The organism is Chryseobacterium sp. 7 (genome assembly GCF_003663845.1).
Lineage (GTDB): Bacteria > Bacteroidota > Bacteroidia > Flavobacteriales > Weeksellaceae > Chryseobacterium.
This window is the reverse complement of record NZ_RCCA01000001.1, coordinates 988,300-1,002,626: the sequence shown is the minus strand read 5'-3', so window position 1 is coordinate 1,002,626 and position 14,327 is coordinate 988,300. Positions and strand designations below refer to the sequence as shown.

11 protein-coding genes are annotated in these 14,327 nt (G+C 37.3%); 3 read left to right on the top strand and 8 right to left on the bottom strand.

The genetic code is table 11. The features are described from left to right. Window positions 1-232 precede the first annotated feature (232 nt). From CLU97_RS04645 to CLU97_RS04635, 3 genes are read left to right on the top strand one after another with little or no spacing between them, the layout of a single operon-like run. Window positions 233-832: a TetR/AcrR family transcriptional regulator gene (locus CLU97_RS04645; RefSeq protein ID WP_121486897.1), complete on the top strand. Its 600-nt coding sequence runs from the start codon at window positions 233-235 to the stop codon at window positions 830-832. Window positions 833-892: 60 nt separating this feature from the next. Next, the gene (locus tag CLU97_RS04640; protein WP_121486896.1) at window positions 893-2,173 is read left to right on the top strand and encodes an MFS transporter; all 1,281 of its coding nucleotides are present in this window, start codon (window positions 893-895) and stop codon (window positions 2,171-2,173) included. 5 nt (window positions 2,174-2,178) lie between these two features. Continuing rightward, window positions 2,179-2,733 carry a cysteine hydrolase family protein gene (locus CLU97_RS04635; protein WP_121486895.1) on the top strand — a complete coding sequence of 185 codons (555 nt, stop codon included), beginning with the start codon at window positions 2,179-2,181 and terminating at the stop codon, window positions 2,731-2,733. A 394-nt stretch (window positions 2,734-3,127) separates the two neighbouring features. Here the strand turns inward: CLU97_RS04635 and CLU97_RS04630 are convergent, their stop codons facing one another. From CLU97_RS04630 to CLU97_RS04595, 8 genes are all read right to left on the bottom strand, one after another. Continuing rightward, complete coding sequence (locus CLU97_RS04630; RefSeq protein WP_121486894.1) at window positions 3,128-3,760, bottom strand: MgtC/SapB family protein; 633 nt, start codon at window positions 3,758-3,760, stop codon at window positions 3,128-3,130. Between the two features lie 104 nt (window positions 3,761-3,864). Then, a complete protein-coding gene (locus CLU97_RS04625; RefSeq protein WP_121489653.1) occupies window positions 3,865-4,704 on the bottom strand; it encodes an SH3 domain-containing protein in 840 nt (279 codons plus the stop codon). Window positions 4,705-4,729: 25 nt separating this feature from the next. Then, on the bottom strand, window positions 4,730-5,557 hold the full coding sequence (gene prmA, locus CLU97_RS04620; RefSeq protein ID WP_121486893.1) for a 50S ribosomal protein L11 methyltransferase: 828 nt from the start codon (window positions 5,555-5,557) through the stop codon (window positions 4,730-4,732). 429 nt (window positions 5,558-5,986) lie between these two features. Continuing rightward, on the bottom strand, window positions 5,987-6,700 hold the full coding sequence (locus CLU97_RS04615) for a 3-ketoacyl-ACP reductase (RefSeq protein WP_121486892.1): 714 nt from the start codon (window positions 6,698-6,700) through the stop codon (window positions 5,987-5,989). 184 nt (window positions 6,701-6,884) lie between these two features. Further along, a complete protein-coding gene (locus CLU97_RS04610) occupies window positions 6,885-8,447 on the bottom strand; it encodes a calcineurin-like phosphoesterase C-terminal domain-containing protein (RefSeq protein ID WP_121486891.1) in 1,563 nt (520 codons plus the stop codon). Window positions 8,448-8,518: 71 nt separating this feature from the next. Continuing rightward, entirely contained in the window at window positions 8,519-9,967 is a 1,449-nt protein-coding gene (locus CLU97_RS04605) for a SusD/RagB family nutrient-binding outer membrane lipoprotein (protein WP_121486890.1), read from the bottom strand. Window positions 9,968-9,978: 11 nt separating this feature from the next. Further along, window positions 9,979-12,942, bottom strand: coding sequence for a SusC/RagA family TonB-linked outer membrane protein (locus CLU97_RS04600; RefSeq protein ID WP_121486889.1), 2,964 nt, complete (start codon window positions 12,940-12,942; stop codon window positions 9,979-9,981). 486 nt (window positions 12,943-13,428) lie between these two features. Then, on the bottom strand, window positions 13,429-14,175 hold the full coding sequence (locus CLU97_RS04595) for a glycerophosphodiester phosphodiesterase family protein (RefSeq protein WP_121489652.1): 747 nt from the start codon (window positions 14,173-14,175) through the stop codon (window positions 13,429-13,431). Window positions 14,176-14,327: the final 152 nt, after the last annotated feature.

The following is a 14,327-nucleotide window of genomic DNA, read 5'->3' as shown; positions in this document are numbered from 1 at the left end:
CGCTCACTTAAAGACTTACTATTTTTAATAAGTCTTTTTTGTTTTACTTTTTCATTAAACGCAAATTTTATTTTTTACATTACCTTATTTTAAGGAGGCAAAGATGGAATCAATTTTATTGATTTTTATAAGCGGCATCGAAAAATAAGAATCCACTAACAATTTGACAAAATTTGTTTTTTTGTCGAAAATATATTATTTTTGCATTCATATTTCAGACTATTTTCAGACAATGTCATCTCATACAGAACAAGATCAGCTTTCACAACAAATCCTGGAAACCGCTTCAGGACTGTATTTGAAATATGGTTTAAAGAAAGTGACCATGGATGATATTTCAAAAGCAGTCGGGAAAAGCAGAACATCAATTTATTATTATTATAAAAACCGGGAAGAAGTTTTTCAGGCGGTTTTGGATAACCTGATTAAGGAAGTTATTGCTGAGATTGATTCCAGGATGAAGAAGAAAAGCACTTTTGAAGGAAAAATCCAGGAGTTTTGTCTGGCTAAAGTAAAAACATCGGAAGAAAGATCTTCATTTTTCAGAGCGATAGAAGCCGGGATGGATAATGAAGAAAAATCCAAGCATATCACAGATGCCCACAACCGAATGATGGAAGCGGAAAGAAACCTTCTTCTCAATCTATTCTCAACAAGCATTAGCAATGGTGACATTCCTAAAGTGACCATTGAAGAACAGGAAACCATCATCTTTATTCTACAGAGCAGCATCAGAGGAATAAGGCGCGAGATGGGTTTAAAAAACGATTTTAAAAATTTAAACAACACAGCGAATACACTAACCTCTATGGTTATTAAACATATCGGGTAAAAAAATTTATTCCAATTTTGACATTTTTACACTATTTGTCAAATAGTCTATTCTAAAAAGATGAACAAATTAAGTAATATCAGTACATTCCGGGCTTTCAGAAGCACCAATTATACGTTGTATTTTTTCGGGCGTTCTGTCTCTCAATTTGGGACATGGATGCAGCGTACAGCGGTAGTTTGGGTGGTTTACAGCATGACCCAATCCGCCTTTATGTTGGGGCTTACCATTTTTGCAGAGCAATTCCCTTCCTTTTTATTTTCGGCATTAGGTGGGGTTGCTGCAGACCGCTATAACCGGTATAAAATTATACAGATCACTCAGATTTTATCATTAATTCAGGCTTCTTTATTGGCCTTTCTGGTCATGACAGGGCATCAGAATATCTGGAGCTTTATTGTGCTCAGCATTTTTCTCGGGATTATCAATGCTTATGATATTCCGGCGCGACAGGCTATGATCAATGAAGTGGTAACGGATGATGAAGATCTTCCAAGCGCTCTGTCTTTAAGTGCAGCCATGGCAAGTATTGCAAAATTAGCAGGCCCTGCCCTTTCCGGAATTATCCTCCAAAAATTCGGAGCAGGAACTTGTTTTCTGATCAATGCAGCCAGTTTTGCAGCAGTAATGCTTTCCATATCATTAATGAAAATAAAGATTCTCCCTAAAAAGTCCAGTAAAAAAGGAACTTTTACAGAATTGGCTGAAGGTTTCAGGTATCTGAAAAAAGAACCATCCATCAGTCTGGTCATCATTATGCTGAGTATTACAGGTTTATTGATCTTGCCTTATGATACTTTAATTCCTGTATATGCAAAGGAAATTTTTAAAGGTGATGCTAAAACATTTGGGTATATCTCAAGTTTTATCGGGATTGGAGCTGTTCTCGGGACGGTATTTCTGGCTTCTTTGAAAAAAGGAGCTTCCATGAGGAATATTCTTATCCTGAGTACAGTTATTCTGAGTGTCGGACTGATCTGCTTTTCATATGCTACTAATTTCTACTGGTCTATGTTCTTCGCAGCACTTACCGGTTTGGGTGGTGTAGCCCAGTTTACGACCTGTAATATCATTGTACAGTCCGAAGTGATTCCCGAAATGCGTTCAAGAGCGATCAGTATTTTGTTGACTGCCATATTCGGGATGCTGCCTTTGGGAAGTGTCCTGATCGGATTTGTTTCAGAGAAAATAGGAGCACCAAAAACCTTGCTGATAGAAGGAATTGCAGGGATTTTAATTGCTGTCGTCTTCAGACGCTTATTATTTAAAAAGAACAAGACCAAAGCGGTCAACAATCAACTTTTAGAAGAATCAGAAGAACAATTCATAAATAAAGTATAATTAAAATGGAAAACACAAAAACAGCATTACTGGTGATGGACATGCAGTCATCAATATTAAGTAATATACCAGACTCACAGGAATTGGTATCTAATGTTAAAGAAGTTATTAAAGCCGCGAGAACCCGCCAAATTCCAGTTATTTATATTACAGTAGGGTTCAGACAGGGAATGCCGGAAATAAGTGCTAAAAACAAAGCATTTTCAGGAATTAAAGAGCATATGGCAGATGTTGATATGAAAGACTGGATTGCTATTCATCCTGATCTTAATCCTGAAGACAAAGATATCGTGATTACCAAAAGAAGATTTAGTGCTTTTACAGGAAGTGATCTTGAAGTTGTTCTCCGCGGACTGGATGTTCAGCATCTGGTACTGACTGGAGTTTCTACCAGTGGTGTTGTTTTATCTACAGTGAGAGAAGCTTCAGATAAGGATTATAATCTTACGGTGATTGAAGACTGCTGTAAAGACGGAGATGAAGAAGTACATAATGTACTGATGAGAAAGGTTTTCCCAAGACAGGCTGATGTTATTACGGTAAATGACTGGGTACAATAAAAATTAAAAAAGGAAACAGCCCCAATTTTTGATAACCGCTTCACAGGATGAAAATTCCGTTTCAGAGATCTTTTTCGCTGCATCAGTTTATCTTTTGTTCCGGGAGATAGAAGGAGGTATTACTTTTACATAGTAAATGCAACCGAAAGGTCACTTAGTTAGTTTTAATTAGTAATAAGGAACATTGATTAAGCATTCAATAAAAATCTTTTTGTGCTTTAATTCCTTGCAGCCGTTAATGGCTGAACTATACACTTAATCATGTTTGGGTAGGATTGGTTTTTCCAGTCCTATTTTTTATTTTTTAAATGATTTTTTGAATCTGTTTTTTCCCACAGATTGCACGGATTTTCACAGATGTTTGCGAATAGGATGAGATTTATTTAAGCTTTAATTAAAATCGGAATTCTTCGATGGACAGATCATTAAGTAGGATTTTTGTGCAGATATCATGTTTTTTTGCAGCTCCCTGCACACGCCAGATGATGGTGTATTTTTCACCGCTTCTCACTTGCTTTCCTCTGATTGATTTTAAGCCATGTTCTTTAAAAAGAGTCTCATATTTCTCCACTACTCCATCTTCATAAGGAAGTGTGATCTGATAGGTGTAGCGGACACTTATTTTATCAATAATATCCTGGACATATTTGAACATAATAAGCAGCAAAAATACCACCAGCGAGCCTATGATTGCTTCCTGATAATATCCGGCTCCTATGGTCATTCCCAGAGAAGCACAAATCCATATTGTGACAGCGGTTGTAAGTCCGGAAACTCTGTTGTCTTCTTTAAAAATAACTCCGGCTCCTACAAATCCGATTCCTGTAATAATATTGGCTGCAATACGGTCAGGACTTCCCGGCCCGCCCAGACTCATAGAAAGCATGGTAAAAATACATGCTCCGAGTGTCACAAGAATCATGGTTCTTAATCCTGCTGACTTCAGCTGGTATTCTCTTTCAATTCCGATGATGCCGCCTACAAATACTGAGAATAGAATGGGTAGTAAATCTTCAAGTATATCCATTTGTTTTTTATCTTCTAAATGTATTCGATTTTTTTCAACTGTAAAAGATCTTTACACAAAAAAACCGCTATAAGTACAGCGGTTTACTATATTGAGAATACTTATTATTTCAATTGGTAAGAACTTCCGTTCCAAAGATAGGTTTTGGAAGAGCTTTTCTTTTTCTCCCTGTCTTTTTCATCCACTTCCATATCTTCCACTTTCAGGATAAATGCATTGGGAATCCCTCCTTTATCATTAGGAAAAACATATTCTTCGCTGTGATAATAAGCTCCGGCATCTCCTACATTTGTTAACTGCGGAAGGGCAACCAGTTTTTTATCCTTGAAAAGAACATACTGATCATAGCTGGCAATTCCACAGGCTTCTCCGGAAACCATTGCTTTTAAAGTAAATTCAACATTTTGCAGCTTGTGACCACTTTCAATATTGAATGATGCAAAGCTCAGCTCTTCTCCTCTTCCTGTATCAAAATACACCTCATCAATGAGTGTACTTCCTTCCATTACTTTTATTCCGGCAATATTCTGCTTTTGGGTCTCATTGAATTCTTTATTCTTCCTGTCAATGGTTTTAGAAAGTCCAAAAAGGAAATCATGCCCATTTTTGTTACGGTATCCTACACAAAGATTGCCACCCCAGATATAACCTTCCAATGTACTTTCCCCTTTCTGATAAGAGATTTTATACCAATTAGCATTTCTTTCTCCCAGCTTCAGGACTGTATTTTCTTTTTTAAGAATCGTAACCTGCTGATTGATCTGTAGCGAATCTACAATCTGAGCATTCACTCCGGGATCCTGTCTCACACGGGTCCAGTCAGTAAAAATCTTCTGGGTTTTATTTTCCTCAAAGCCAAAGACTCCATCTGCATATACTTCAGTTTCCTGTGCTGTAAAAAGCTGCAGCATCAGTAAAAATAAAGCTGTCCATAAAGTTTTCATAGTTATATTTTGTTTTTTTGGTGTGTTATTTTTCAAGCAGAAGACTTACCCATTCTTCACGCTGCAATTGCTTTTTCAGCTCAAGTCCGCTTTCTTTGCATACTTCCAGAATATCATCCACATCAAAGAAACAAAGCCCTGAAAGCAATAGTTGTCCTCCGTCATTCAATACTGAAACATAAGTCGGGATGTCTGAAATCAGAATATTTCTGTTGATATTGGCTAAAATAATATCGAAATTTTCTTTTCCTAAATTTTCGGCAGTTCCCTGTTCAATATCCAGTTCTACACTGTTTCTTACAGCATTTTCTTTTGAATTTTCTACAGACCATTCATCAATATCGATGGCTTTTGTATCTCCTGCTCCCTGCTGTTTTGCATAAATGGCCAATACAGAAGTTCCGCATCCCATATCCAGAACTTTTTTACCATTGAAATCAATATCCATCATCTGCTGGATCATCAGGTGGGTTGTAGGGTGATGTCCTGTTCCGAAAGACATTTTAGGCTGAATGATAATTTCATGCATTCCCGGTACAGATTCGTGGAATTCTGCTCTGATCAATACTTTATCATCAATATTGATGGGAGAGAAGTTCTTTTCCCATTCCTCATTCCAGTTGATGTTTGGCATTTCTTCGAAAGAATATTCAATTTTTACATTTTCGTTTTCAAAGATCGGAAGTGCTTTCAGCTGATCTTCGTGAAACAAATCTGTCTGGATATATCCTAAAATTCCGTCAATTTCTTCTGTAAAGCTGTCAAAACCTATTTCTATAAGCTCTGCCATTAAAATCTCATTCCAAGGCTGCAATGGAGAAATTTTGAAATTGAATTCTAAATAATTTTGCATGTGACTAATTTGCTGCAAAAATACTAATGTTATTACGGTTAAAAAAATGATGAAGAGATTTTTGGCTGAAACCGGGTATTTTTTTGATTTTTTTGAATGGATGCTATGGAAAAATTTATTTGTGTTTTTTTTCCACAGATTGCACGGATATCACAGATGATTGCGTATACTATATTCAATAGGGATGGGCTTTAACCCATCTTCAAAATTAAGACAAATTCCATTGCCTTTAGCCAAAACTTATTACAACCTCTAGTTATTCTCTTGAAATACAAGGAACTGTAAGTTTTCCCAGAAACACGGTAAAAGAGAAAGCGGGCTAAAGCCCGCTCCTATTGAATTTTTATCATTCAAGCCAGATTAAAATGTCCTTTGCCAAAATCTTTAAACTTTAAACTTTAAACCCTGAACTTTAAATTGTAAACCTTATTATGGATTTGTAGAGAAAATAGAACCGTTTGCAATTAATGCTCTTCTGTTCATTTTCAGAATATCTCTTACCCATTCTGCGAAGTCTTCCGGCTGTAATACTTTATCAGGATTTCCGTCTGTAAGTCCTCCCTGGATGCTCATATCTGAAGCAATTGTACTTGGAGTCAAAGTGATCACACGGATATTTTGTTTTCTCCATTCTGCCATCATAGATTGAGACAAAGATACTACTGCTGCTTTTGATGCGGCATATGCTGACATATTCGGTCCACCTTTCAAGCCTGCTGTAGAAGCTACGTTGACGATATCACCTTCACCTTTAGCTTTCATGAATGGGTGGGCCGCTTTTGCTGCGTAATACACTCCGAAAAGGTTGGTTTTAATTACCTGCTCCCATGTTTCAGAAGACATTTCTTCAATGCTTCCAAAGTCCCCGATTCCTGCATTGTTGATCAGAATATCAATTCCTCCCAGTTGTTCTGCTAAAGATTCTATTCCAGCTTTTACCTGAATTTCATTGTCTACAGAAAAAACTGCGTAGGCTGAGTTCACGCCCAGTTTTTTAATTTCTTCAACCGTCATTTTAAGGTTTTCCTCATTTCTCCCTGTAATGGCAACGTTTACTCCTTCATTGGCTAATGCTAATGCTACCGCTTTCCCTAGTCCTCTTCCACCACCTGTTACGATGGCATTTTTTCCGTTTATATTCATAGTAATGATACTTTTCTTACTACAAAGTTACGAAAGAACATTTTTATGAGGGGGTGAAAACATAGATTTAATAGTTTTTTAATGGTTTCATGAACCATGATTTGGGTGAATAATAAAAATTAAAACCGGCTCATAAGAACCGGTTTTAAAATCTAAAAAAAGGTATAGTAAAAAAATAAAATGCTTAAGGAATTTGGATAGCATTTTGAACTTCAAATTCTTCTGAAGCAGAAAATTCATTGCCATACATGTCGACCGCTTTCACCTCAACTTTATGTTTTCCTAATGATAACTTCTTAGGAAAATCTGCTTCCCAGATGTGTTTTGACATTTCGGGGTTGGAAGGTCTTCTTCCCGGAAGAATTTTCTCTGTGGTATCCCATTTGAAAACAGAAAGGGCAAAATTCGGGTCTATGGTTTCATCATATTCCATTTCTTCCCATTTTCCTCCGTCTATTCTGTATTCTACTTTGTCTTTTTTGCTTCCCATGAAGAAATTAGCCAGTACTTTCGCCGAAGTTCTTGAGGATGGGATTACTTTCGGAACATATAATTTGATCTGATATTCTTCCGGTTTTCCGGCTGTTCTGTATTTTACTTTATACTGATTGTCTGTAAAAGTGATGAAAGAATATCCTTTTGCGGTTCCATCTCTCATGGTGGAGGTAGGAAGCCCTGCATCATCCGGTGTTCCGGAATACCAGTCTCCACACGTAGTTCCTACGTTGTATTCGTGTAGTTCTTTAATTCCGTTCCAGCCTGCTTTTTTGCCATAGAAAATCTGCTGTTGAATATGCGTATGTGCGGATAAAAGCAATACATTCTGAAATGGATTTAAGAAATCAAATAACTTCTGACGGTCTGCATTTCTGAAACTGTCTTCATTGTTATGTTCCAACGGAATATGGAAGGAAATGACGATTAATTTATTCTTGTCAACCAGTTTCAAATCACTTTCGATGAACTGAAGCTGGTCTTCACGGAATCCTCCCCAATAGCCTTTGCCATCTCTCGGATCGGGATAAAGGATATCGTCCAGAATAATGAAGTGTACATTCCCATAATTGAAAGAATAATTGGCAGGACCAAAATTGGATTCAAATGTTTCATCGGAAAGCTTGTCTTCCTTCGCATCATAGTTCATATCATGATTCCCCATCACATTGTACCAAGGCAGTCCCACTTCTTTCATCACATCTGCATAAGGTTTCTGAAGGCTTAGGTTGTCTCCTACCAAATCCCCAAGACTGATTCCCAACACAGCATTTTTCTTAGTTTTCTTCACTTCGTTTACAATTCCTCTTTTGAAATAGTCCAGTTCTTTTTCTGTGTAAGGCTGCGGATCACCAAAAACAAGGATATCAAAGTTTTTATCTTCCTTTTGTGGGTAAAGCGGAAAGTTCAGTTCTTTGGGAAGATCTCCTGTAGGTGCAACTCCTTTGTATTTAAAATCTGATGGAGAACCTTTGGATTTATGATGGTAATAAAACTGAGGTAAGTTGTTCGCATTCAAAGCCGTTTGATATCCTGAAGGTTTAATCACAAAAATAGTCTGGTCTTCCTGAACCGGCAGGCTGTATCTTCCGTTTTTATCGGTAAGAACTACCTGAACACCGTTGGAAACAGCTACTCCTTCTATTCCTTTTTCGCGGTTTTCTTTCTTTTGATTTTTATTGCTGTCTTCGTAGACATATCCTGAAACTGATGTTTGTGAGAATACCATTGCTGAAACCAGCACACAAGGCATTAAAAATTTTATATTGATACTCATCATTTTTAAATCTTTAAATTATTTTTTAAATTTTTCAATTGAGGTTATTATTTATTCCACCACATTTTTACAGTGATATTATCTCCACCCATGGATTGTACGGCTGCGTTGTAATTATCAGCGTTCATTACTTTTGTTGTGGTAGGATACATAAATCTTACAGGCATCTGTCCGCTATTCTGAAGTCCTCCGTTATTAGGCAATACCGGCAGTTTTGTACGTCTGAATTCATACCATTGCTGATGATCTACAAAAAACAGGGAGATGTATTTTTGAAGCATAATTTTTTCAAGAGAACCATCATACGCTACTTTTGTATTGCTGAAATAATTAGCCGGAACTGTTGCTCCCCATTGTTCAATAATAGATTTCACCCCTGTTTCGTAATAAACCTGCTGATTTCCTGCAACAATTCCTCTATTGACCAATTCTGCCAGAATAAACTGAACTTCAGAATAGGTCATGATTAATATCTTTAAAGGAGCTTTTGCTAAGTTCTGATTAAAATTGGAAGGCTGATAGTTGAAAGCTGTTCCCAAAGCATATCCCGAAGGAGCGCCTTTATAGCCAAGATCTTCTCCTGTAGTGGCTTTAGCTTTCGTAAAAAACATGCTCATCCTTGGATCATTATTGTCTTTCATGGCATTAACAAAGAACTCTCCTGCTGCTCTGTAGGCTGTAAAATCCTGTGGACGTGCTATTGGAGGCAAATATGGAGATACTCCAGAAAGCGGTAATACAGCACTATCCGTATTATTCTGGAAAATGGGATATTGAGCCGGATTGTTGACAATCTCCTGAATTCTTTCATACACATTCACTTCTCCGTTTCTGCTTAGAATTCTGGTCAGCAATCTTAATGAAAGTGAATTACAGAATTTTTTCCATCCTAAAATCCCTGTCTGGCTGTTGGTATTAGCATTGTAAAACAAATCAGTTTCCGTTAATGCCTGATTGGTGTTGAATAGTGAATTGGCTGTTTTCAGGTCATTCAAAAGCTGGATGTAAATATCTTTCTGCTTGTCATATTTCGGTCTCAGAATATTTTCTTCAATCTTCACCGCTTCAGATAAAGGAACGTCTCCGAATGCATCGGTAAGATTAGAGGCAATCCAGGCATTTAAAACCATCGATATGGCCAGATAATTATTATTCTGCTCTTTTGTGGCATATTTTCGAAGGTCACTTACCTGTTTAAGCCATTTATAGGAAGTATTCCAGTAGCCGTTACCACTTTTTTCGTCCATATAATATCTACTGTAGGTATTTCCTTCACTCGGAAAGTCTAAAGCAATCTGCATAATATCGAAAGTAAAGTCATCCGCTCTGTTATATCCATAACTTCCCATTTCATATTGGATAGGAGCAAGAAGGCTTCCTACTGACGGATCTTTAATCTTACTGGTATCTGTATTGATTTCCTCGAATGTTCTGTCGCAAGACTGTAGCATGAAAACAGAAACAGCCAATGTGAGATGTATGATTATTTTTTTCATTTTTAAAGATTTTAGAATTTAAGATTTAGCTGAAAACCAACTGTTCTTGCTGTAGGCAGTTGCCCCATTTCGACTCCCGGAGTGATGGTAGCATTATCCAGTGTAGCGACTTCAGGATCAAACATTGGGAACTTCGTCCACATCCACAGATTCTTTCCGAAAATGGCAATCGTAAGATCATCCAGCCCTAAAGACTGAATGGTTTCTTTTGGGAAAGAATAGGCAATTCTGGCATCTCTCAGCTTAATAAAATCTGTGCTGAAACTGTTGGTTTCTACATTGGCTCTTCTGTAATAATCTCCGTAATAGGATGAAGCGGTTACTCCTTTGGTATTCGGGCTGTAAGATCCGTCAGGGTTCTGAATAACACCATCTCCTACAATCATTCCGCCAGGATTATCTCTTCCCGGAAGGGTAGATTTCAGCTTGCCCTGTTCAGACATTTTATGATGAGATTGTGAGTAGGCGATACCACCATACTGACCATCAAATGAGAAGCTGATTGTAAAATTTTTAATTCTGAAATCATTCTGAAGACCTGCTCTCCATTTCGGGAATGCATTTCCTACTTTTTCAATGTCTGCGGGTCTTCCGGGAAGTCCGTTATCTCCGTAAATTACTCTCCCATCTGGTGTTCTCAATAATTTAAATCCATACATATCTCCCAGAGAACCTCCTACTTCCATTTTATAGAAAACTACATCGCCTACGTTGGAAACAATTCCGTCGAAACCTTCTGGTAACGTCATTACTCTGTTTTCATTGGTAGACCAGTTTCCACCTACTTTCCATGAGAAATTTTTACCTTTTACAGCTAAGATATCGGCTGAAAGTTCAAGTCCTCTGTTTCGGATCTTCCCTGCATTGATTACCCTTTTAGAATATCCGCTTTCGGTAGGCAATGAAACAGGAATAATCTGGTTTTCACTGACATTCTGGTACGCGGTAAGATTAAGGTTCAATCTGTTTTTAAAAAGGCTGAAATCCATACCGGCTTCAATATTGGTATTATTTTCAGGTTTAAGGGTAGGATTATTAAAAGTGGTAGGTGCTATAACGCTTCCTGTAATATTACTTGCTGTATAGTAGTTATCCAAAAGATAAGGATCACTGTCGATTCCTACTTTTGCCCATGAAGCTCTCAGTTTCCATAAATTCAGATTATTACTTTTCAGATTAAATAGATCTGAAAGAATGAAACTGGTACTCACCGAAGGATAAAAGAAAGATCTGTTTTGCTTTGGCAATGTGGAGCTCCAGTCATTTCTCCCGGTAACGTCCACAAATATTTTATTGTCATATCCTAATGTCAACAATCCGTAAACACTGTCTACATGTTTGTCTCTTGGAGCGGGATATTTCACCGGGATAGAAAGAGCATTGGTAAGGCTGTATTCTCCGGCAGTTTTCAATCCGATGGCCTGATAATCAGTCATCAGATATTCATTATATCGGATACTTCCTCCTGCTGATGCGGAAATACTGAATTTATTCCAATCTGCTTTGTAGGAGAATAAAACATCATTGTTATACTCCTGATTTTTGATGAATTGCTCTCTGTAAAAACCTTTCAGGTAGTTGGCAGAGCTCCACGGTCTTTTGGTGGTTCTTTTTTCGTTCAGAATTTCAATACCTGACCTCAGCATCAAACTGAAATTTTTATTAAACTGATATTCTGCTGTAATATTTCCTGTAATTGTTTTCTTTCTGACCCCATTCAGCATTTCGTAAGCAATCATATAAGGATTGTCAATAAAGGAGCTAAAAGGATGGATTTGATCAACCTGTTCCTGACCCGGCTTCCAGATCGGTTTATACCATTCAAGATCCACATTCGGATTTTGAAAAATCATAAAATACGAGATCGACTGATTATTATATCCCGTTGCAGGAAGATTGTCACTGGTAGTAGTGTTATAAGCAAATTTGGTTGAAATTTTTAGTTTTTTAGTAAGCTGATGAGCAAATGACAAGGCAAAATTGAATCTGTCAAAACCTGTATTAGGCATCATCCACTCATTATTAAGGTAAGTAAGCGATGATCTGAAGCTTGTTTTCTCGTTGGAACTTTCTACGGAAATGCTGTTGGAATAGGTAGAACCTGTTCTCCAGAAACCTTTGATATTATTTTCGTAAGGTCTCCACAGCTGTCTGTCTTTGCTTTGTCCCTGCAGGTTAGGATCATACTGAAAGTAATACTGCCCGGCAAATTTAGGTCCGAAAGCGCTACTTGTACCTCCAGTGCTCGGTCCGTCTGCGGAAAGTCCATAAGAGTAATAAAAGTCTCCGGCAGTATTTTTCGCCTGTGTTCCCTGTCCGTATTCATATTGCCAGTCCGGCCATTTCAATACGGAATCAAAACTTGAGGAAGAATTAAACGTTACTCTCAGTTTTCCGTTCTTTGTTTTACCGGATTTTGTAGTGATCATTAATGCACCGTTGGCAGCGCGGGAACCGTATAATGCAGCAGCAGAAGCTCCTTTTAGTACGGTTACAGATTCAATGTCATCCGGGTTGATGCTGTTTAGCCCGTTTCCAAGGTCAATGGGAACATCACCTCCGGAACCTGCTCCATAAGCTGCGGTACCGGAACCTGTGGTAGAATTTCCCAAGGGCACACCATCTACTACAATCAGGGCGTAGTTATGATCCATCATGATGGATTTTTCTCCTCTTAAAGTAATTCTGGAAGTCCCAAGCGGTCCTGCTCCTGCCGTCTGGATTTTAAGACCGGCTACCTTCCCTTCCATTGATTGTGCCCAGTTGTTGTTTTGGGTTTCTTCAAATGTTTTGGCATCTACTTTTTCTGCCACGTATCCCAACGCCCTGTCATGCCTCTTGATTCCCAAAGCAGTAACCACTACTTCATCAATTCCTTTAATGGTGTCTTTTTTAACTTTCTGCTGAGCTGCCAGATTGACGCTGACGAATCCTAACAGCGACAAAACCAACAGTTTCTGTGTCTCTTTACGCATTTACTTTTTGTTTGCGCAAAATTAGACCGACATTACAAGGATCCCCTTAACACAATCTTAACGTTTCTTAAAAATTTATTAAACGGTATATTAATCTACCCTTAATAACATTGCATAAACAATTCATTAACAAATACTTGAGTAATTAAGTATTATTAATACCGTTTCACAGCCTTATTTATGTATCTTTATTGTCTTGTTTTGGGATAATACTATATAAAATATTTAATTTATTGATTTACAACAATATAAATAAGTTTTTAATTTTACTATTTTTTGAATAGCTGAGATAATTAATGGGAAATTCTTAAAAATGAAAAGTCTGCCCTTAAAAAGAGGCAGACTGTGTAAATTCTTAATTATTGTTTATTTAATTGAGATGGGTATAAACCACCCCGTCAAAAATTCTTTGAATTTTCGCCACCCCTCCGGAGGAGGGGAATATTTTGCCCTTCAGCTTTACTATTTGTGAAGGATATTGAATCGCTATTTATTCTTTAACTGATCAGGAATATTGGTTGTTACAAACCCGATTCCCTGCTTTTTCAGTTCATCGTATACGGCAACGTCATTTACTGTCCATGCATTGGTGATTAGTCCTAATGCTTTAGCTTCAGCAATCCATGTAGGATTTTTCTGGAAAACGCTGTAGTGGTAATCCATCCCGTCCAATCCTTCTTTTTTGATCTGTTCCGGAGACAATTCACCATTCAGATACTGAACTTTAAAGGCAGGAGCTAACTTTTTGATCTCTTTACAGATATTAAGACTGAAAGAAATAAATTCACTTTGAGATTCCAGCTTCATATCCTTGATCATTTTGATTGTTTTTTGAGTAATCTCATTTTCAATTTCAGGAGTTTTGGCTGGTTTAATCTCAACAATCAGCTTCAGAGATTTATCTTTTTTACCCTGTTTCAAATAATCTTTTAAAGTAGGAAAGTTTTCTCCGTTGGATAATTTCACGGCTTCCAATTCTTTGAAAGTAGCCTCGGAAATTTCTATATTACCATGGTGCTCGTCATGGTTGATCACCAATACACCGTCTTTTGTCATTCTAACATCAAATTCGGATCCATATATTTTTAATTTCTGGGCATTCTCCAATGATTGAAGGGAGTTTTCCGTTGTAGGAGGCTGAGCCTGGAAATATCCTCTATGGGCGATGATCTGGGTTTGTGCTTTCATCATAACTGTACTTAAAACTGCTAACCCTAAGATAAAATTTTTCATAATATAATTTAGATAATTTAAAAAAGAAGTCATGAAACTTCTGATAAAGGTAGTTATTAAAAAGTGGAAACCACAAAGACATACAAGATTTTCGGGCTAAAAATAAGGTTATGTCAAACCAATTAGCCGTTTCAAATTCTTATATGTCTTCA

What these genes read in the sequence shown, in the direction of transcription:
- CLU97_RS04645 (WP_121486897.1), top strand. Translation starts at nt 233, where the DNA reads ATGTCATCTCATACAGAACAAGATCAGCTTTCACAACAAATCCTGGAA.
- CLU97_RS04640 (WP_121486896.1), top strand. Translation starts at nt 893, where the DNA reads ATGAACAAATTAAGTAATATCAGTACATTCCGGGCTTTCAGAAGCACC.
- CLU97_RS04635 (WP_121486895.1), top strand. Translation starts at nt 2,179, where the DNA reads ATGGAAAACACAAAAACAGCATTACTGGTGATGGACATGCAGTCATCA.
- CLU97_RS04630 (WP_121486894.1), bottom strand. Translation starts at nt 3,760, where the DNA reads ATGGATATACTTGAAGATTTACTACCCATTCTATTCTCAGTATTTGTA.
- CLU97_RS04625 (WP_121489653.1), bottom strand. Translation starts at nt 4,704, where the DNA reads ATGAAAACTTTATGGACAGCTTTATTTTTACTGATGCTGCAGCTTTTT.
- prmA (WP_121486893.1), bottom strand. Translation starts at nt 5,557, where the DNA reads ATGCAAAATTATTTAGAATTCAATTTCAAAATTTCTCCATTGCAGCCT.
- CLU97_RS04615 (WP_121486892.1), bottom strand. Translation starts at nt 6,700, where the DNA reads ATGAATATAAACGGAAAAAATGCCATCGTAACAGGTGGTGGAAGAGGA.
- CLU97_RS04610 (WP_121486891.1), bottom strand. Translation starts at nt 8,447, where the DNA reads ATGCCTTGTGTGCTGGTTTCAGCAATGGTATTCTCACAAACATCAGTT.
- CLU97_RS04605 (WP_121486890.1), bottom strand. Translation starts at nt 9,967, where the DNA reads ATGAAAAAAATAATCATACATCTCACATTGGCTGTTTCTGTTTTCATG.
- CLU97_RS04600 (WP_121486889.1), bottom strand. Translation starts at nt 12,942, where the DNA reads ATGCGTAAAGAGACACAGAAACTGTTGGTTTTGTCGCTGTTAGGATTC.
- CLU97_RS04595 (WP_121489652.1), bottom strand. Translation starts at nt 14,175, where the DNA reads ATGAAAAATTTTATCTTAGGGTTAGCAGTTTTAAGTACAGTTATGATG.